19 protein-coding genes and 1 pseudogene are annotated in these 18384 nt (G+C 72.6%); 7 read left to right on the top strand and 13 right to left on the bottom strand.

All coding sequences use genetic code 11. The features are described from left to right. The first annotated feature begins 43 nt into the window (after positions 1–43). Together OG737_RS11670 and mscL are read left to right on the top strand one after the other, a co-directional pair. On the top strand, positions 44–658 hold the full coding sequence (locus OG737_RS11670; RefSeq protein ID WP_405921496.1) for a hypothetical protein: 615 nt from the start codon (positions 44–46) through the stop codon (positions 656–658). Between the two features lie 120 nt (positions 659–778). Beyond that, positions 779–1279 (top strand): large conductance mechanosensitive channel protein MscL, encoded by a 501-nt coding sequence (gene mscL / locus OG737_RS11675; protein ID WP_328926123.1) that lies wholly within the window; start codon positions 779–781, stop codon positions 1277–1279. 22 nt (positions 1280–1301) lie between these two features. On the opposite strand, the gene OG737_RS11680 is transcribed toward mscL, so the two are convergent. The 4 genes and pseudogenes from OG737_RS11680 to OG737_RS11695 all read right to left on the bottom strand — a co-directional run bounded on the left by OG737_RS11680 (position 1302) and on the right by OG737_RS11695 (position 3344). After that, entirely contained in the window at positions 1302–1514 is a 213-nt protein-coding gene (locus OG737_RS11680) for a hypothetical protein (protein WP_328926124.1), read from the bottom strand. 95 nt (positions 1515–1609) lie between these two features. Further along, positions 1610–1981: a hypothetical protein gene (locus tag OG737_RS11685; protein ID WP_328930306.1), complete on the bottom strand. Its 372-nt coding sequence runs from the start codon at positions 1979–1981 to the stop codon at positions 1610–1612. Further along, positions 1951–2349: pseudogene (locus tag OG737_RS11690) on the bottom strand (molybdopterin-dependent oxidoreductase); the annotation flags it as partial. The pseudogene OG737_RS11690 and the gene OG737_RS11685, both read right to left, overlap by 31 nt. Next, positions 2346–3344, bottom strand: coding sequence for an MFS transporter (locus tag OG737_RS11695; protein ID WP_405681407.1), 999 nt, complete (start codon positions 3342–3344; stop codon positions 2346–2348). The gene OG737_RS11695 and the pseudogene OG737_RS11690, both read right to left, overlap by 4 nt. A gap of 301 nt (positions 3345–3645) precedes the next feature. Between OG737_RS11695 and OG737_RS11700 the strand changes: the two genes are divergently transcribed. The 3 genes from OG737_RS11700 to OG737_RS11710 all read left to right on the top strand — a co-directional run bounded on the left by OG737_RS11700 (position 3646) and on the right by OG737_RS11710 (position 7319). Then, positions 3646–4731: a MerR family transcriptional regulator gene (locus tag OG737_RS11700; protein WP_328926125.1), complete on the top strand. Its 1086-nt coding sequence runs from the start codon at positions 3646–3648 to the stop codon at positions 4729–4731. 75 nt (positions 4732–4806) lie between these two features. Beyond that, entirely contained in the window at positions 4807–5958 is a 1152-nt protein-coding gene (locus OG737_RS11705; protein WP_328926126.1) for a low temperature requirement protein A, read from the top strand. Positions 5959–6071: 113 nt separating this feature from the next. Next, positions 6072–7319 carry a cytochrome P450 gene (locus OG737_RS11710; RefSeq protein ID WP_328926127.1) on the top strand — a complete coding sequence of 416 codons (1248 nt, stop codon included), beginning with the start codon at positions 6072–6074 and terminating at the stop codon, positions 7317–7319. 121 nt (positions 7320–7440) lie between these two features. On the opposite strand, the gene OG737_RS11715 is transcribed toward OG737_RS11710, so the two are convergent. Next, positions 7441–7935, bottom strand: a complete 495-nt coding sequence (locus OG737_RS11715) for a DUF5949 family protein (RefSeq protein ID WP_328926128.1) — start codon at positions 7933–7935, stop codon at positions 7441–7443. A gap of 57 nt (positions 7936–7992) precedes the next feature. Continuing rightward, positions 7993–8646, bottom strand: a complete 654-nt coding sequence (locus tag OG737_RS11720) for a hypothetical protein (protein ID WP_328926129.1) — start codon at positions 8644–8646, stop codon at positions 7993–7995. 154 nt (positions 8647–8800) lie between these two features. On the opposite strand from OG737_RS11720, the gene OG737_RS11725 reads away from it, so the two are divergent. Then, on the top strand, positions 8801–9247 hold the full coding sequence (locus tag OG737_RS11725; protein WP_328926130.1) for a DUF6299 family protein: 447 nt from the start codon (positions 8801–8803) through the stop codon (positions 9245–9247). A 92-nt stretch (positions 9248–9339) separates the two neighbouring features. Here the strand turns inward: OG737_RS11725 and OG737_RS11730 are convergent, their stop codons facing one another. The 5 genes from OG737_RS11730 to OG737_RS11750 form a co-directional block, all read right to left on the bottom strand. Beyond that, complete coding sequence (locus OG737_RS11730; RefSeq protein WP_328926131.1) at positions 9340–9507, bottom strand: hypothetical protein; 168 nt, start codon at positions 9505–9507, stop codon at positions 9340–9342. Positions 9508–9578: 71 nt separating this feature from the next. Beyond that, entirely contained in the window at positions 9579–11666 is a 2088-nt protein-coding gene (locus tag OG737_RS11735) for a SpoIIE family protein phosphatase (protein WP_328930308.1), read from the bottom strand. Between the two features lie 14 nt (positions 11667–11680). After that, positions 11681–11941: a hypothetical protein gene (locus OG737_RS11740; RefSeq protein ID WP_405921497.1), complete on the bottom strand. Its 261-nt coding sequence runs from the start codon at positions 11939–11941 to the stop codon at positions 11681–11683. Positions 11942–11963: 22 nt separating this feature from the next. Next, a complete protein-coding gene (locus OG737_RS11745) occupies positions 11964–13265 on the bottom strand; it encodes an NAD(P)-binding domain-containing protein (protein ID WP_405679779.1) in 1302 nt (433 codons plus the stop codon). Between the two features lie 54 nt (positions 13266–13319). Continuing rightward, a complete protein-coding gene (locus OG737_RS11750; RefSeq protein WP_405679778.1) occupies positions 13320–14654 on the bottom strand; it encodes an ATP-grasp domain-containing protein in 1335 nt (444 codons plus the stop codon). 294 nt (positions 14655–14948) lie between these two features. On the opposite strand from OG737_RS11750, the gene OG737_RS11755 reads away from it, so the two are divergent. Continuing rightward, a complete protein-coding gene (locus tag OG737_RS11755) occupies positions 14949–16415 on the top strand; it encodes a glycoside hydrolase family 26 protein (RefSeq protein ID WP_405679777.1) in 1467 nt (488 codons plus the stop codon). Between the two features lie 5 nt (positions 16416–16420). Here the strand turns inward: OG737_RS11755 and OG737_RS11760 are convergent, their stop codons facing one another. After that, positions 16421–17563, bottom strand: a complete 1143-nt coding sequence (locus OG737_RS11760) for a GNAT family N-acetyltransferase (RefSeq protein ID WP_328926136.1) — start codon at positions 17561–17563, stop codon at positions 16421–16423. After that, positions 17560–18342, bottom strand: a complete 783-nt coding sequence (locus OG737_RS11765; RefSeq protein ID WP_328926137.1) for a lipopolysaccharide biosynthesis protein — start codon at positions 18340–18342, stop codon at positions 17560–17562. The genes OG737_RS11760 and OG737_RS11765 overlap by 4 nt, the downstream gene beginning before the upstream one ends. Positions 18343–18384 lie beyond the last annotated feature (42 nt).

An 18384-nucleotide genomic window follows, 5' to 3' on the forward strand; every position in this document is an offset into this window, starting at 1 on the left:
AAGGTCCGGGCACAGCGACTCACTCCGTCTGGTGGTGGCCCTCATGTCCCGTACGCCCACGCCCTCTTCGGCATCTTCCCCGGCTTCACCCTCGGCTTCTCCCTCGGCGCCCTCTTCGAGTTCCTCCTCGTCGTCCGCTCCTGTCTTCCCTTCCGCGTGCTCGTCCGCGTGTCCCCCCGCGCGGCCGGTCCCGCCGTTTCCCCCGCTGCGGGTCGGACGGGGCGGGGACCGGCTGCGCAGGGCCCTGCGGCGCCGGCGGCGGGCCGTCTCGGCCGGGCTGGCGGTCGCGGCGGCGGCACTGGCCGTCGGCGGGACGGAGGCTCAGGCCTCGCGGGGCGCCGCGCCCGCGGCGGTACGGGTCTCCCCGGAGCCGGCGCAGCAGCCCGCGGCGGTGCGGATGGTGTCGGCCCCGGTGCGCATCGCGGACGCGGCGACGGTGCGGCTGCTGCGGCCCGGGGACCGCGTCGACGTGGTCGCGGCGGAGCGCGCCGGACCGCCCAGGGTGGTGGCCGAGGGGGCCCGGGTTGCCGAACTGCCCGATCCCGACCAGGGTGTTGGGGACGGTGGGGCGCTCGTGGTCCTGTCCGTGCCCCGGGATACCGCACGCGCGCTCGTGGGGGTGGGCACGACGGCCCGACTGGCGGTGACGTTGTGTTGATTCCCACATGCGGGCAGTCAAGTCGCCTCAGGGTGGGGGCCGATTGGACACGCCGCGCCCGGACTGCCGTAGCTTTCGGAACCGTTGGCTCCGTGTTCGGCACATGCGAAGAAAGGCTCAGTGGTGAGCGAGAAGAAGAAGGAGAGCGTCCTGGCGGGCTTCAAAGCCTTCCTGATGCGCGGCAACGTGGTCGACCTGGCGGTGGCCGTGGTCATCGGCGCCGCGTTCACGAACATCGTGAACTCGGTGGTCAAGGGGATCATCAGCCCGGTGGTGGGCGCGGTGGGCACGCAGAGCCTGGACGGCTACAAGACGTGCATCAAGAACCCTTGCGCCATCGGCGCGGACGGCCAGCCGACGGGGGTCGAGATCCTCTGGGGCTCCGTGCTGAACGCCACGCTGACCTTCGTGATCACCGCCGCGGTCGTCTACTTCCTGATGGTGCTGCCGATGGCGAAGTACCTCGCCAAGCAGGAGGCGCGGCGCAAGGCCCGGCAGGGCGTCCAGGAGACCATGGAGATCACCGAGCTGGAGGTCCTCAAGGAGATCCGGGACGCGCTCGTCGCGCAGCGCACCAACGGTGGCGGGACCGGTTCCGCGGGTCCGCGCGACGTGTTCTAGCCGCTCCGGCCGCCCCGGCCGGTCAGATGTGGTGCGGGGGTTTCTCGTCGAGGAAGCGGGCCAGGTCGGCCGCGCTTCCGCCGGCGTGCGGCCGCTCGCCCCAGCCCCGGTCGGTGTCGTCCGACGACTGCTGGTCCAGCGGGTCGTCGAAGACCAGCCGGGGCTTCGGCCGGGGCTTGTCGGCCCCGGGCACGGGCTGCGCGGGCTGTGGGTCGGAGGCGGGGGCGGTGCTCATGCCTCCAGGGTACGGCCGCCCCCCGCGCGTTCCCGCCTCCGGCCCCGGTCGCCCGGGGGGCACCGGGGAGCCGCTGCTCGTGCGGACGGACGTGGTCACCGGTCCTTCGGGTCGAGGAGCCACAGTCCGATCACGACGACGAACGACAGGATCAGGAATCCCGCCCCCCACCAGGCCGTGCCGGTGTTGCCCTTCATCCACTCGTTGACGGTCACGGTCAGCCCCCAGAGCTGCCCGATGACGACGGTGAGGGCCAGGGCCAGACGGGCGTTGAGCTTCGAGGACCGCTCCGGCTCCTGTTCCGTGCCGGCTCCCGGGCCGGGGCCCGTGTGCCGGATCCGCGGGTCGCCGTAGCCGCTGGTGGAGCGGATCTGCGGATACCGCTCACGCACCGGCCGGTTCAGCCGGGGCTGGGCGCTCCCGGGGTGGTAGTCGGAGAGACGATGAAGTCGAGGGCCTCGTCCCAGGAGACCTCCCGGAACTCCTCGTCCCGGGAGCGGCGCATCAGCGGGGCCGTCAGCCGGTCGGGGTGGTTGACCTGCTGGTACGCGTTGATGCCCTTGAGGCACAGCCGCATCCGGTTGATGTCGTGGTTGCGGGGTTCCACGCCGAAGACCTTGCCGCCCTTGTCCACGCGCAGGTACATCCCGCACTGCACGCCGCAGAAGCAGCAGTGGGTGGGGACGAGGGTCTCGCCGTTCTGGTCGGCGTGCCACCGGTCGGCGGGGAAGCCGCCGGCGTCGCGGAAGTTCCGGGTGCCGGGCGGGGCGATGGACGGGTCGATGGAGACGGGCACGGGCCGGGACGCGGCCTCGTCGGGTTCGGCCGAGGTCACTTGAAGCCCTTCTTGACGCGGGTCAGGTAGGCGTTGCCGCGCAGCACCCGCTTGCAGCGCGGGCAGTACTCGGCCCAGGCGTCGAAGTCGAGCTTCAGGTCCTTCATCGTGCCGCGCAGGTTCTCCACGTACGGGGTGGTGTCGATGGGCTCCTCGCAGCGCTTGCAGGCGAAGACCTGCTCGTCCCGGCGGGCCGTGTACTTGAAGAGCTGCATGCCGACGGCTGCCGGGCGCTGGACGATGTGGAAGAACTTCCCGAACGGGATGTAGATGAGGGTGAACACCACCGACACCATGTGCAGGATCGCGAGGAACTCGTAGCCGCCGCCGTGCAGGAAGATCGACGAGAAGGTCAGCAGGAGCCCCGTCACGGAGATCACGATCAGGCAGATCAGCGGCAGCAGGTCGTAGGCGAAGCGCTGGCCGGTGATGGCGCCGCGGTCCTTCATCCGGCGCCACAGGAAGTACGAGGCCCCGGGAATGACCAGTACGGCGGCGACGTCCAGGCCGTGGAACATCGCCCAGCCCAGGAGGCTCAGCGAGTCGAAGCCGAGGACCTTGAAGCCCCAGATCCGCATCTCGTAGCCGGGGCCGGAACCGCTGTCGGAGGTGAAGGTGAACGAGCCCCAGGTCAGCGGGAAGGTGATGAGCGCGGCCAGGACGCAGCCCCAGAAGATGAGCTGGTGGGCGGCCCAGCGGGCGTGGGAGCGGGCGCCGAGGAACTTCTGGAAGCCGAGGTAGGTGGCGATCATCCTCGGCAGCGCGGTGGGCGCCTTCTTGAAGTTGTCCGCCGAGAAGAGGCTGCCGACGCCTTGTCTGAAGAGGCGGCGGGCGCCGGGCGCGGAGACCCAGACCGTGTACCGGTAGGCCACGCCGAAGGCCAGGAAGACGGTGGCGACGGCGTACGGCAGCAGGGCCGAGTCGAAGTCGCGCAGCACCCGGCTGCCCAGCACGATCGCCGCGATGAGCAGGAGCGAGACGACGGTGCCGGCCAGGGTGGCCCGGGCGGTGACGGGCCGTCGCCCCGCGGGGGCGGTTCCCGGGTCCGACGGGGTCCCGCCGGACCCGTCGGAACTGGCAGTGCCGGGGCCCCGGGTGGCGGAGGCGGGACGTCAAGGGCTTCTGAGGGCTCGGGCACATCACCACGCTAGGCGGCATGTTCCGATTCAGCCCGTTATGCCGTATCCACGATGACGCCGAGCGGGGCCAGACGGCCCACAGCCCCCCGGGGGTCCGCCGACGGTGATTGACCCTCGACCTGGTCCAGGGCTCAGAGTTCGGGGTGTGGAGAGCGAGATGCGCAGTATCGGGGAAATGGCTCGGGACAGTGGACTGGGCGTGAGCGCCCTGCGGTTCTACGACGGTGCCGGCGTGCTCGTCCCGGCCTGGGTGGATCCGGTGAGCGGCTATCGCTGGTACGCCCCCGAGCAGCTCGGCGAGTCCCTGCTGCTGGCGCGGCTGCGCCGGGCGGGCATGCCGCTGGCGGACATCCGGCTCGTGCTGGCCGGCTGGTCCCGTGCGGACACCGACCTGGTGCGGAACCTGCTTCAGGGGCACCTGCGCCGTCTGGAACGGGGGCTGTCCGACGCCCGAGTCGAGTTCTCCACGATCCGAGCGCTACTCGAACACAGGGAGAACCCCATGACTTCGCTCCGCACCGCCTCCGTCCGGTCGGTCGTCTCCGCCCCCGAGCTGGCCGCCGCGCTGGACGCGGTCCGTTTCGCCGCCAGTACCGACCCGGAGCTGCCGATGCTCGGCGGCGTCCTGTTCGACATCGAGGGCGACGCACTCGGTGTCGTGGCCACCGACCGGTACCGGATGGCTGTCGCCCGAGCCGGTGCCGACGGGCACGGCGGTCCCCGTGTGCAGGTCATCGTGCCGTCCCCGCTCGCCGACGCGATGCGGGCGCTGCTGACCGACGACGCGTCCGTCCAGCTCACCGTCGACGGTGACCGCGTGGCCTTGGAGACCGGGAACCGCCAGGCCGCCGGCCAGTGCCTCGATCACGACTTCCCCGATTACCGTCGCCTCGTCCGCCTGCCCGCCGACCGGCGCCGAGCCGTCGTCGATGTCCGGGCGTTCCGGGAAGCGGTGGCGACCGGTCCCGTCCGCGCGAGCGAGGTGCGCGAGCAGGACGGTCCGTCGCGCGACCTCAGCGTCCTCAAGGTGACGTCCGAGGGCGCCGTCACCGTCTGCGAGGACGGTGACGCCGACCGGGACACCGTCGCCGTGAACCGGGACTTCCTGCTGGACGCCCTCACCGCCGGAGCCGCGGACCGGCTGATTCTGGAGTTCGGCGCCCCCGACGCCCCCCTGGCGATCCGCCGCACCGACACCGAGGACACGTTTTCGCTCCTGATGCCCGTCCGCCTGGCCGACTAGCAGGCCCTCTCCCGCACGGCGTCCGTCAGCGCGTCCGGCCCGGCGAAGGGCGCGTCCTCTGGTGTGCTGGCCTGTATGGCCTACACCCCCATGACCGCCCGCAGCCGCGACGAGGACCACCGCGCGTCCACCCCGCTGGAGCTGTTCTTCGACCTCTGTTTCGTCGTCGCGATCGCGCAGGCCGGAGCCCGGCTGGTGCACGCGCTGGCGGAGGGCCATCCCGGCGCCGGAGTGATCGGCTACTTCTTCGTCTTCTTCGGCGTGTGGTGGGCGTGGATGAACTTCACTTGGTTCGCCTCCGCCTACGACGTCGACGACGTGCCGTACCGGATCGCGACCCTCGTACAGATCGCCGGCGTGCTCGTCTACGCGGCCGGGGTGGGCCAGGCCTTCGACGAGAACGACTGGACGGTCGCCGTCATCGGCTACGTCATCATGCGCGTCGCCCTGACGGCGCAGTGGCTGCGGGCCGCCGCCGGGGAGAGCGGCGAGGCACGGTCGGCGGCGCTGAAGTACGCGGCCGGGCTGGTGATCTGCCAGGTCGGCTGGGTGTCGCTGCTGTTCGTCCCGGACGACGCCAAGCGCTGGCTGTTCCTGATCCTGGCCGCCGCCGAGCTGATCGTCCCGGTGATCGCCGAGCACGGGCACCAGACGCCCTGGCACGCGCACCACATCGTGGAGCGGTACGGCCTGTTCACCATCATCGTGCTGGGCGAGACGATCGCCGCGAGCACGGTGGCGGTGCAGTCGGCGATCAGCGAGCACGAGGAGCTGGGGCACTTGCTGCCCATCGCGGCCGGCGGACTGCTGATCGTCTTCGCCGCGTGGTGGATCTACTTCGCGGTGCCGATGCACGAGCACCTGACCTCCAACCGCGAGGCCATCCCATGGGGTTACGGCCATCTGCTGATCTTCGCCTCGGGTGCGGCGATTGGTGCCGGCATCGAGGTCGCGGTCGAGCACACGGTGGGCAAGGCCCACATCTCGCAGCTGTCCGCCAACGCGGCCGTCACCGTCCCGGCCGCGCTCTTCCTGTTCATGGTCTGGCTGCTGCACTCCCGCCACTTCAAGCGGGGACCCGCCCAGCAGCTGACCATCCCGCTCTCCGCCGCCGCGATCCTCGCCTGCACCTGGACGGGCTCGTACGCGGTCCTCTACGCGGGCCTGGTCGCGACGGCCACGGTGGCGATCGGCGTCACCCTGGCCGCCAGGTCCGACTCGGCCTGACGCACGGGGCTCCGGGGCAGCGCCCGGCAACGGCGCCGCCCCGAACCCGTCACTCCCGCACCACCGCCGCCGTTCTCCAGCGCAGAACGACGCGCAGCAACTGGAGGCATGCCATGACACTCCCCGCACAACGCCAAGGCACCGGCCCCGGAGGGGAGCTGGCCGAGCCGGGCTTCTGGCAGCAACCCCCCTCGCACCGCCTGGCGGCCTTCGCCCGCCTGCGCGCCCTCGACTCCCCCGTCTTCGTACCCGAAGGGAGCGGCCACTGGGCTCTGGTCCGCCACGCCCAGGTGCAGGAGGCGAGCCGGCTGCCCAAGGTCTTCGCCAGCGCCCCCGGCGTCACCACCCCCGAACCCGCCCGCTGGGTCCGCGCCCTGTTCGGGGACTCGATGGTCAACCTGGACGGCCCCGACCACGCCCAGCTGCGCAAGATCGTGCAGCGTGCCTTCACGCCCCGCCTGCTGGCGGCCGCCGAGGAGGACATCCACGCGGTGGCGGCCCGCATCGTGGACGACGTACTCGCGGACGAGCCCGACGAGTTCGTCTCGGCGGTGGCCTCCCGGCTGCCCCTGGAGGTCATCTGCAACATGATGGGCATCCCGGAGCACTTCCGTGCGGAGATCGCCGACCGCGTCAACCACGCCTCCGAGAACATCGGCGTGGAGCGCGGACTGGCCGCCCGGCTGCGGATGCCCGGGCGCGGCCTGCGGGCGCTCGCCAGGATGCAGCGGATGGTGGCCGGCATCGGACGGGAGCGGCGCAAGAACCCCACGGACGACCTGATCTCGGCTCTGGTGTGCGCGAACGTCGACGGCCAGGCCCTCGGTGCCCGCCAGCTCGGCGCCTTCTTCTCGCTCCTGATGGTGGCCGGGGTGGAGACGACCCGCAACGCGATCACGCACGGGCTGACCCTGCTGACCGACAACCCGGACCAACGCGACCTGCTGCTCTCGGACTTCGAGAAGTACGCGGACGGCGCGGTGGACGAGATGATCCGCCACTCGACGCCGATCATCCAGTTCCGCCGGACGGTGGCCGCCGAGCACACCCTGGACGGGCACCTGTTCAGGCCCGGCGACAAGGTGGTCCTGTACTACGCCTCCGCCAACCGCGACGAGGCGGTCTTCCCGGACCCCGACGCCTTCGACATCACCCGCTCGCCCAACCCGCACCTGGGCTTCGGCGGCGGCGGTCCGCACTTCTGCCTGGGCGCGCACCTGGCCCGGGTGGAGATGAAGGCCCTCTTCCGCGAGCTGCTGACCCGCCCGGTGGGGCTGCGCGCGGTGGGACTGCCCGATCTGGCCGGGTCGAACTTCGACAACCGGGTCCGCTCGCTCAAGTTCGCCTTCGAACGGCCCTGAACAGGAGCCGGGCGCGGAATCCCGGACACGGGAACCCGTGGGCCCGGGCACACGGAACCGGCCACCGGGCAGGCTGGGAGCCCGGCGGCCGGAGCGAGGGGGCCGCAGGCCCGGTACGCGCCTACTGCTGCAGGCTCTGCACCGTGATGACGCAGTGGGCGCTGCTGGTCAGCACTTCCTCGTCACCCGCGAACGCCTGGAGGACCTCGGCCGACACCGGCTGCCCCGGGACGGCTTCGGCCCAGGGCCGCGTGGCGAAGAGGAAGTACGCTTGGCCGCTCTCGCGGGCCGCGGCGACCCACTCGTCCGGGGCGGTGCAGGTCGCGTTCAGCCCGGGCAGGGTGAGCGCGATCTGGTTGCCCGCGAGCAGGATCTGCACCGCGAAGGTGCGCGGGCTGCGGGTGCCGTCCATGACCACGTCGCCGATGGGCAGGCCGATCTCCTCCAGGAGCCCGCGGGCAGCCTCCCCGCTGGCCTTCTCGCCCTTCGGGCCGTCGCCGAGGGTGTAGGCGAGGAGGTACGGGATGTCGTGGCCTTCGGAGGGGTCGCCGATCCAGGCGAGCACCGAAAGGGTGCCGAGCACGGACCGGTCGATTTCGGCTTGAGTAGAAGTCATGCGCCGCACCCTAGTGGTCTGATGCCCGGCCCTTTCACGGCCTTTCACCCGGGCGGGCTAGACGGCCCAGAATCCCGATCCGGAATTCGCCTGCATGTTCGCGTCCTGGTACTGGAGGCGCACAATGCGCGCGTTTTCCGGGATTTCGAACACCACCCATCCCTCGGCCCGCTCACCGACCGCGAGGGAATCGAAGACGAGTGGTTTGCCGGTCGTCAGTTCACCGGTGGGCACCACCGGGTGGCGCTGCCCCGCGCTGTCGTGCGCCCACATGCGTCCGAGCGCCCCGTACGAGGCCCCGCCCACGTTGACGAACGACATCGACGCGGCCACCCAGCGCTTGCCGGCCGGCGGGGCGAAGTTCTTCTCCACGCTGACCGCGGGGTCCACGTACGCGCCCAGTACGGCCTGCAGGTGCCGGCCGATCTGGTCACCGTGCACCCGCACGGCTTCACCCACATGGGCATCCTTCGCCCCGGTCCGTACGGGAGCCTCCTCCGCACCGGGCGCCCCGTCGTCCATCACACCGCCGTCCACGGGGACGGGGGGCGCCGCGGCGGGCGCGAGCGAGGCCCCCTCGGGCGCACTCTGGCAGGCCGTGGCGCCCAGCAGGAGGAGCGGGAGGAGAGCGGCGGCGAGGACGGGACGGCGGAGCGCGGAACGGACCGGGAGCCGGGCGGGAAAACGGGCGGGAACGGCGGACTGGCGCATGCGGGATCCCTTCGGGGGATGTATTTCGGTCAGTCTCACGCGCCCGAGCGGGCAATTGCACACACCGACACGAGCGTGGGAAGAGAGTTGCCGCCCATATGCCAGCACAATGCGTTCCGGCGGATCACCGCCCCCGCTTCCACCAGGAGGAACAATGCGCACCATCGGCCGCCGTCTGACCCTGACCGCCTTCTCCGCACTGACCGCCGCCACGGTATTCACCGGCTCGGCACAGGCCACCGTTTTCGACCAGGGAATTTCCGTACGGCCGTATGGTCACATTTCCGAGGACGGCACGGTCACCCTTTTCGGCACCTACCACTGCAACGCCCCGTCACCCAAGGGGACGAAGCTGCAGATCTCGGCCGCCGTCGTCCAGGACGGCACCCGGCTCGCCTTCGGCGGCGGCGAGGCGGACTGCGACGGGCAGGAGCACAAGTGGCAGGCCTCCGGCTCGCTCCGGTTCACCCCGGACGTCCACCCCGGCCCGGCGCTCGCCGAGGCCCAGCTCAACGAGATCCACTTCTCGGGTCTGATGCCGCGCTCCGTCGACACGGTCGCGGAGGACCGCCAGGAGATCAAGCTGACCGCCCACCGCTAGGACCACCGGGGCAACCGGGGCAACCGGGCCACCGGGCCACCGGGCCACCGGGGCCGCAGCGGCCGAGGGGACGCGAGTGCCGGTAGCAGCCGCTACCGGCACTCGGGCGCGACGCCCGTCATCGACATGAACGCCACCGACTGGCAGCCGGGGTCCGTGTGGGGCCGCCCCGTCGTCCAGTCCACGACCGTCGGTACTCCGGCGGCCAGCAGCAGCACGGCCAGGATGCCCGTCACGGCGCCCTTGCTCAGCCTGCGCACAGCACGTTCCGTTTCATGGTCCGCATCATCACCCCGCCCCCGGCGCCCCACAACTCGACGTGACGGCACGCTCACCCGGCGCTCCGGGGGCTGCCCGCAACATCGAACTCGCACCACACGGCCTTGCCGTCGCCCCGGGGCTCCACACCCCAGTGCGTGGCCAGCGCGTCCACCAGCAGCAGCCCGCGCCCCGTCGTGGCGGCCTCGCCCGGGGTGCGCCGGCGCGGCCACACGCTGGAACGGTCCTTGACCCACAGCCGGATCCGCCGGACCGGCTCGGGCAGTACCTCCATGGTCAGCACCGCCCCGCCGTCGGTGTGCAGCAGGGCGTTGACCAGCAGCTCCCCGGCCGCCAGCTCCACGTCGTCGGCGAGGTCCGGCATGCCCCAGTCGCGCAGGGCCTGGCGCAGCGCGTAGCGGGCCTCCGACAGCCCTTCCGGGTCGGCCTGGTGGACGTACTGGTGGATGCGCGGGGCCCGGTGGGTGCCCGGGTCGGGGGCCCGGCGCAGCACCAGCAGGGCCACGTCGTCGCCGGAGCCCCAGCGCTCCCAGAGCCGGTCCAGGAGGTGGTCGGCGAGCGCCCCGGCCTCCTGCGGGCCGCTGCGCACCACGTGGGCGAGGGCCTCCATGCCCTGGCTGATGGCCGTGCCCGGCTCCTCCACCAGGCCGTCCGTGCACAGCACCAGCGTCTCCCCGGGCACCAGGTCGAGGCGGGTCTCGGGGAACTCCTCCTGCTCGAAGACCGAGGCCAGCCCGAGCGGCAGGCCGCCGCGCACGTTGGGCCAGCCCGTACGGCCGTCGGTGTGCCGGATCAGCGGGCCGAGGTGGCCCGCGCGGACGGCCCGTACGCCGCCGCTCTCCAGGTCCACCTGGGCGTACATGCAGGTCGCGAAGCGCTCGGTGTCCAGCTCGGCGAGGAAGCGCGAGGCCCGCGCCAGCACCGTGGACGGGGGATGGCCCTCCCCCGCGTACGCCCGCAGCGCGATCCGCAGCTGGCCCATGATGGCCGCCGCGTGCGTGTCGTGGCCCTGTACGTCGCCCACGACGATGCCGACCCGGTCCCGGGGCAGCGAGATCACGTCGTACCAGTCCCCGCCGACCTCCCGCCCGCTCCAGGCGGAGTGGTAGCGGACCGCGATCTCCCCGCCCGTGATCTCGGGGATCCGGCGCGGCAGCATGGCCGCCTGCAGACCCGTCGCGAACTCCCGCTCCTGGTCGAAGAGGAGCGCCCGCTGGAGCGACTGGGCCACGATTCCCGCCAGACCCAGGCAGAGGTTCTTCTCCTCCGGGCTGAACTCGACGCGCCGGCGGTAGAAGAGGACCAGCCCGCCGATGGCCTTGGCCTGGGCGATCAGCGGCAGATAGGCGGCCGCGTCGTACTGGATCCGGTTCAGATAGTCCCTGAGCAGCGGGAACTCCTCGCCGAGCGTGGTGAGCGAGGTGACGAAGCGTGGCTGCCGGGTGATCACCGCGTGCGACAGCGGCAGTGTCCCGTCCAGCCGGGTGAGGTTGCGCTCGCTGAGGATCTCCAGCGTCTCCCCGCTCATCGCGATCATCTTGATCGTGCCGCCCTCGACCAGTCCCAGGGCCAGCCCGTCCGCGCCGAGCCGCTCCAGCGCGCCCGCGCCGGTCAGCGTGGCCGTGACGTCGTCGACGGTCACCGCCCGGGAAAGGGCCTCCGTGGTCCGCTGGACGATCGTCGTCTGCTGGGCCCGGGCCGTCTCCAGTTTGCGCAGGAGCGTGGCCTGCGCCAGCTCCGCCGTCGCGTCCCGGACGATCCCCACGATCCGCCGCGGGTGCCCGTCCTCGTCCCGGATCACCCGGCCCTGTGTGTGCGTCCACTGGTCGCGGCCGTCGCGCCGCTGCACCGTGAAGTAGGCGCCGTACGACTCCCCGCCGCTCTCCAGGACCGCCGCGACGCCGTCGCGCAGCCGGACGCCGTCCTTCGGCGGGATCCGCCGCCCGAGCCCTTCCGGGGTGCCGTCGTACTCCTGCGGATCGACGTCGAAGACGACCGACCCGGCCTCGTCCAGGACGAGCGTGTTCGCGTCCAGGTCCCACTCGAAACTGCCCATGCCGTTGAGCGCGAGCCGTTCCCCGGGCCCGGTCACGGGGGACGGCCGGCTCTGCTCGGGGCTTTCGCGCTCCGCCGCTGCCAAGAGACTCACACCACCTAACGGCCGGGCCAGTACGGCTGGGAGATCAGCCGCTCCCACTCCTCGTCGGGATGACCGGGAAGGGTGCGGCCGGCCTCCCTCCAGCGCTTGACGAGGGAGAGGTAGATCGGGGGCGAGGCGGCATGGGGGGCCGTCGCGTACGGGGCACGGTCGTACCCGGCGGGCCTGGCCGCGGCGGGCCTGGCCGCGGCGGGCTGTTCCGCACGGCTGGCGGGAATGCGTACCCAGCCGCGGCCCTGTGCTCGCTCCGCGCTCATCGCGGACCCCTCTCACCGCGTCTCACCGCGGATACGTCTTCGGATGCCCGGCCGCGGCCCCCGGGGGTCCTCCCGGACCTGGTCCGGGGGAGTACCGGACGTCAGCGGTGGAACCCGACAGCGGGCCCCGGGCACCGAGGCGCTTTCGGACTCCTCTCACCAGTCTCCCCGCCGTGAAGCCCGCACCATGCACGAATCGCATGGAAGGGCCGAATGAGGGAGCCGTCAGCAGCCCCGCGAAGAACAGTCCCGGCCACGAGGACTCGAAGCCGGGGCTCAGCTCCGGCGTCCCGCTCCCCCCTACGGTCTCCAGCGCGGCCCGCAGCCCCGCGTCGAGCAGCTCCAGCCGGCCCAGGTCCGGGGTGAAGCCGGTGGCCGCGATGACGTGCGCGGTGTCCAGGACCACGGACTCCCCCGCCCTGGTGGTCAGCCCGAGCCGGGTCCGCTCGCCCACCGCGACGGCCCGGTGCAGGTGGTGCCCGAGGAGTACGGGGACGCGCCGCTCGAAGCGGTCCCGCAGCCACCAGGCGCCGGCCGGGCCGAGCGCGGTCGCCGCGATCCGCTCCCGGGTGGCCGCGGGCAGCTGCCGGACCGCCCAGGGCAGCTCCGACCACACCCAGCTGCGCCAGCCGGTGCCGAGGCCGCTGTGCGGATCGCGCAGCGCGCGCAGCCGGGGCCTGGCCAGGGGCTGCGGCACGGTGTTCCAGTTCAGCCGGGAGCGCCGCGCGACCAGGCACGGCCGGGCGCCGTGCTCGGCCAGCAGGGCGGCGGTCTCCAGGGCCGCCTGCCCGGCGCCGAGCACGGCGACCTCGTGGCCCGCGAAGCGGGTCAGGTCCCGGTGGCCGCTGCTGTGCGAGCAGTGGCCCGGCGGCAGGTCCCGCAGCGCCGGGGGGAGGTGGACGAACGGCATCACCCCGACCGCGAGGGCGACCGTACGGGCGAGCAGCGGCGGTCCCTCGGCGATGCGGACGCGGAAACCGTCGCCCTGCGGGGTCACCTCCGTGACGGTCACCTCCTCCACCTCGGGCGCGGCAAGGCGGGCGAACCACATCCCGTACGCGCTGAACGTGCCGATGGGCAGCGGAGTGCCGTGTTCCGCGGCCAGTCCGCGCGTGGCGCAGTAGTCGGCCAGCGTGTACCGCCCGTCCGGCGCGGACAGGTTGGAGGACCAGGGCTCCGACTTCAGGTACATGCCCTCGGGCATGTGGTCGCGCCAGGACGCCATGGGCCGCCCCAGCAGCCGTACGGACAGCCCCGCACCCGCCGCGTGCGCGGCGATCGACAGCCCGTACGGGCCCGCGCCGACCACCACGAGATCGTCCATCCGCCTCACGGCCGTTCCTCCAGCTCCATGGTCATCGACCCGGCCCGGGCGGGGTCAACGGGTCACCAGCTCGTCGGGCTCCGCGGATGCCTCCGGCGGCGCGGGCCGGAGGAGCGCCGGAGCGGGCTCCGGCTGCTCGCGGCCCCGCTGACGGGGTGTCCGGACCACCGCACGGGCCGTGCGACGCCCCTGCGCGGGGACGCCCCGCAGGACTCGCGCGCCCTTTCCGAACCCGCGCCCGAGGAAGGCGCCGAGCATCGCGAGGAACGGCAGCGGGTCGTCGGAGGCGAACCAGGCGGTCTCGACCCGTTCCCGCTCGGCCTTCGGCGGCGGCCCCGCCGTCCGGGCCCGCCCGCGGCCGCCCGGATGCCCCGCCGCGGCCGCCGTCCCCGTGCCCGCCGGCGAAGGCGCCGCGCCCGGCTCCGGCGGGCCCGCCTGGACCGCCGTCGGACGGCGCGGCAGCGAGCGGCCCCGAACCGCCGCCAGCAGCGCGTAGTTCTCCGCGACGAACACCCGGCCCGGTCCGCCCGAGGGGGCCGGCACCTGCTGGCCCGTCAGATCCAGGTACATCGCCCGTACGACGTCCAGCCCGGCGGAATCCGTGAACAGCCGGAACTGGGCGCCCGGGCGGGGGTTGAAGTCCACCAGCCGGAAGGTGCCCCGCTCGTCCCGGCGGAAGTCCAGGTCCAGGATCCCTTGGTAGCCGAGGCGTCCGGCGAGCCGCAGCCCCGCCTCCTCCACCGCCGGATCCGGCAGCCAGCGCCCCACCGCCGTCAGTCCCGTGCGCACCGGCCAGGACAGCTCCTTGCGGCCCGATCCCACGAGCAGCGGTTGCCCGCCGCGGCCGAAGGCGCCGTGGAAGAACCAGTCGGTGTCCGTCCCGGCCGGCAGGAACCGCTGGAGCAGCAGCCGGCTCCCCGCCTCGGCGGAGCGCTCGTACAGCCGCCGCGCGTCGGCGGCGGTGTGCACCAGCGTGGTGCTCCGCAACCCGTCGGACCCGGCCGGCAGCAGCCAGGGCCGGCTCCACTTGGCGATCACCGGCAGGCCGAGCCGCCACGCCGCCTCCGCCGCCTCGGCGCCGCTCGCCGGGACGACGGTCTCCGGGTGCGGGATGTCCCACCGCGCGCACAGCCGCGCCAGCTCGCCCTTGTCGGCCACCCGGGCGGGCAGGTTGTCGGGCTGATGGGGAATCCGGAAACGGTCCGTCAGCATCGACGCCACCCGGGACACGGCGATGGCGCTCAGATCGTCCATGGCGACGAGCACCGCCGGCCGGCCGATCCGCTCCGACACCCCGGTCAGGCACTCCAGCAACGGCTCGGGCGCCTCGGGGTCCAGTCCGCCGGGCGGCCCCGGATGCACGGCGCGCAGATACCTCGAACGCACCATGGGTCCTCCCCCGGCCTCGACGACGGCATGCACCTCCACGCCTTCGCGGCCAAGGGATCTGACGGCGCCAAGGGTTCCGTGGTGGAACGGATTCCGATCGAGTCTGAGCAGAACTGCGGGCACATGGTTGAGATACGCGTGCATGGCAACGGTGTCTTTCACCTAGTCGGACCAAGCGGGGGTGATACGCAGCTGCGAATGGCCTATGCGGCAGTCACCGGACAGGCCATTCGTCAGATCTGATGTCTAACGTCTTTGGTAAGCACACCGGTTCAGGAAAGCTCGGGAGACGCCATGCCCACACCACGCCGCCGACTGGCGAGCACCTGCATCGGTACGGTCACGGCCGGACTGCTCGCCACCGGGGCCGCCCTCGCGGAACCCGAGAGGGACCGGGCCCAGGGCTCGGACATCGCCATGGGCGCCTACCTCGACTACGGCCCGCCCGGCGTGGCCCGGATCCCCTACCTGTCGCGCTGGCTCGGCGGCAGGAAGATCCGGGTCGGGCACACGTACCTGCCCGGCGACCGGTGGGCGGGCATCGAGGGCAACGTCACGTTCCTGGAGAGCTGGGCGCAGTGGCGCCGGGCCGAGGACGACCGGATGCTCGTCCTCAACGTGCCCATGCAGGAGCGGAACGAAGGCGGGCTGTCCGACCGTCAGGTGGCCCGGCTGATCAGGGCGGGCGCGTCGGGGCAGTACGACTTCCACTTCAAGTGGCTCGCCGAGCGGCTGGTGTCCCTGGGCGTCCCGGACACGGTGATCGTGCTCGGCTGGGAGATGAACGGCAGCACCTACTCCCACCGCTGCGGGCCCGACCCGGAGAACTGGAAGGCGTACTGGAGGCGCGTCGTCAACTCGATGCGCTCGGTACCCGGCCAGAAGTTCACGTTCGACTTCGCCCCGAACAGGGGTACGGACGCCATCGGCTGGACGTCCTGCTACCCCGGCGACGACGTGGTCGACGTCATCGGAATGGATTCGTACGACCAGGGTCCCGGCCGGGACTTCGACGATCAGATCACCCAGCCGTACGGACTCCAGCATCACGTCGACTTCGCGAAAGCACACGGCAAGGAGATCTCCTACCCGGAGTGGGGGCTCTTCCGGCGCGGGGACAACGCGGAGTACGTCCGGCGCATGCTGAAGTGGATCGAGGAGCACAAGCCGCTCTACCACACCATCACCGACTACTGCCCGCACGGCGTGTGGCAGTGCAAGCAGAACCCGGAGTCCGCCAAGGTCTTCCGCAAGGCGCTGAAGCTGGAGAAGCCCGACCCGGTGATCCCGACCCCGGTGGTGCCCACGCCCGTGGTCCCGACCCCCGTCGTGCCCACACCGGCCGTCCCGACGCCCGAGGTCCCGAGCCCCACGGCCCCGACGCCCGCGGCCCCGGAGCCCTCGCCCGAGGTCCCGGTCCCGGTGACCCCGCTCCCCGTGACCCCCAGCCCGCTCGTCCCGACGCCCGAGGTCCCCGAGCCCGAGGTCCCCGAGCCGACCCCGACCCCGACCCCGAGCCCCGTGCCGTCCCCCGTCGTCCCGAGCCCGGTCGTGCCGAAGCCCGAGCCGGCGCCCTCGACGGCGGCACCCACGCCGACCCCGCCGCCCCGGCCGCTGCCGGAACCGGAGAAGCCGTCGGTCAACAGCAGGCAGTGGTGCATCCCGCTCAACTTCGGCGAGTGGCTCTCCAAGCTGGTCGGCATGCAGTCGGTCTGCGTCGAGCTCGACTGGGACGAGAGGTCGGGCTTCTGGCCCTTCTAGACGGGTCATCGCACCCGCAGTTCGTTGAGCCGCGCCCGCCAGTCCCGGGCGGCCGGCAGCGCCTCCCGCAGCGCGTCCACCGCCCGCTCGCGCCCCGTCAGCTGCGACTCGTGCAGCCGCAGCAGGGGCGTGAGCGCGCTCGTGGCCAGCAGGAGCCGCTGGTTCACCACGGTCTCGGGCCGCCAGTGGTTCTTGTACGGCTCGTTGCCGCGCAGGAAGCTCACCACCGGCCGGCCGTCGGCGAGCGCCCGCCCGGCCTCGTAGCGCAGCAGCAGCGTCGCCACGTCCACCTTGCGCGCGCGCAGGTCCGGATCGGCGCCGTACAGGTAGCCGCCGCTCAGCCCTGCCGACAGCAGCGTGACGTTGGCCGCGACCACCTTCCCGTCCAGCCGGAACTCCGTCAGCCGGCCCTCCCCCGCCCGCACCATCCGCCGGGTGGCCCGGGTCAGGTGCTCGGCGAAGCGGGGCCGCAGGTGTTCCGGGGTCACCCCGCGGCCGCGCCACTGCTTCTCGTGCAGCCGCAGCAGCGTCCGTACGGCACGCGGCACTTCCTGCTCGGTGACCTCGTGCTCCTCGATCCCGGCCGCGTCGGTCTTGCGGAGCTTGGCCCGCACCCGCTGGGCGCCGGAGGCCGGCATCCGCTTGACCAGCTCGTCGAAGGGCAGCGTGGGCAGCTCCATGCAGGTGGAGTCGGTGAGCTTGCCCCGGGCGCCGGTCCACGCCTCGTACACCGCCTCGGCGGCGGCCCCGGGGCGCACCTCGCGCAGGTCGACGACGGCGCCCCGGGCGGCCCGGTGCAGCCCGCGGGCCAGCGCCGGGACGACCTGGCCCGCGTACTCGGCGGCCACGAGCACGTCGAAGTAGTCGGTGATGGGGCCGCCGAGCGGCACCAGCAGCGGCAGCGGCCGGTGTACGAGCATCAGCGCGGCCGCACCGACCAGTTCCTCGCCGCGCCGTACGAGGACGATCCGGAGCCGGCCCTCCTTGCCGTACGACAGCCACCAGGAGTGCAGCCAGGCGTGGCTCTGGAAGGGGGTGGCGGTGGGGCAGGCGCGCAGGAGCCGGTTCCACGGCTCCTCCAGCGCGGCGAACTGCCGGGAGTCGCGGCACAGCGCAACCGACAGAGCCCCGGCGGAGCCCGGACTCATCGCACGGACTCCTTCTCCTTGGCCGAGGTCGGCTCACCCTGCGCGGGGAGCGAGGCGTACTCCTCGACGACCGGCTGACCGCTCTCCTGCCCGTTCTCCTGCACGTTCTCCGGCCCGCTCTCCTGACCGCCTTCCCGCTCCTCCTTGCGGCGGCCGGGCCGGGCGAGCAGCCACAGCCCGCCGAGCAGGCCGCCGGCGCACATCCCGACGGCGCCGCTGATGGGGGCGGACGGGGAGGCGGGGGCGCCGGGCGCGACGGCCTGGTTGAAGAGGAGCAGCTGCACGCCCGTGTTCTTGGCGGCCTGATTGCTGCTCAGCGACAGGGCGTCGGCGACCGCGTTGGCGATGTCGGCGGCCTCGGCGGGGCTGGTCGACGTACCGGTGATGGCGATCATCGGGGACTCGGGGGAGGTCTCGGCCCGCACCTGGGTCCGCAGCTTCTGGGCGCCGATGCCGGCGCGGGGCTGGGCGTAGGCCAGGGTGGAGCTGCTGGTGGCGATGCGGGCGTAGGCCTGGGCGAAACCGAGGGCGGTGGCCGGCTCGGTGGTGTCGTCCGGCACGGCGACGACGTAACTGGTGGCGGCGTACTCGGGCGCCTTGAGCACCCCGTACGCCCCGCCCGCGGCCAGCCCGAGCAGAGCGCACGCGGGCAGCGGCCACCACATGGGAGGCCGCTTGAACCGCCGCCGCTGCCTCTTCTCGGAGCGGTGGTCGGCCTTCTTCTCGGGCCGCTTCTCAGCCTTCTTCTCGGACGTCTTCTGCTCGGCGGTGTCGGCCATGTTCGTGCTCGCTTCCTGGATGAGGTACGGGGTCCTGCGGGC

It is taken from the genome of Streptomyces sp. NBC_00122 (assembly GCF_045160845.1).
Lineage (GTDB): Bacteria > Actinomycetota > Actinomycetes > Streptomycetales > Streptomycetaceae > Streptomyces.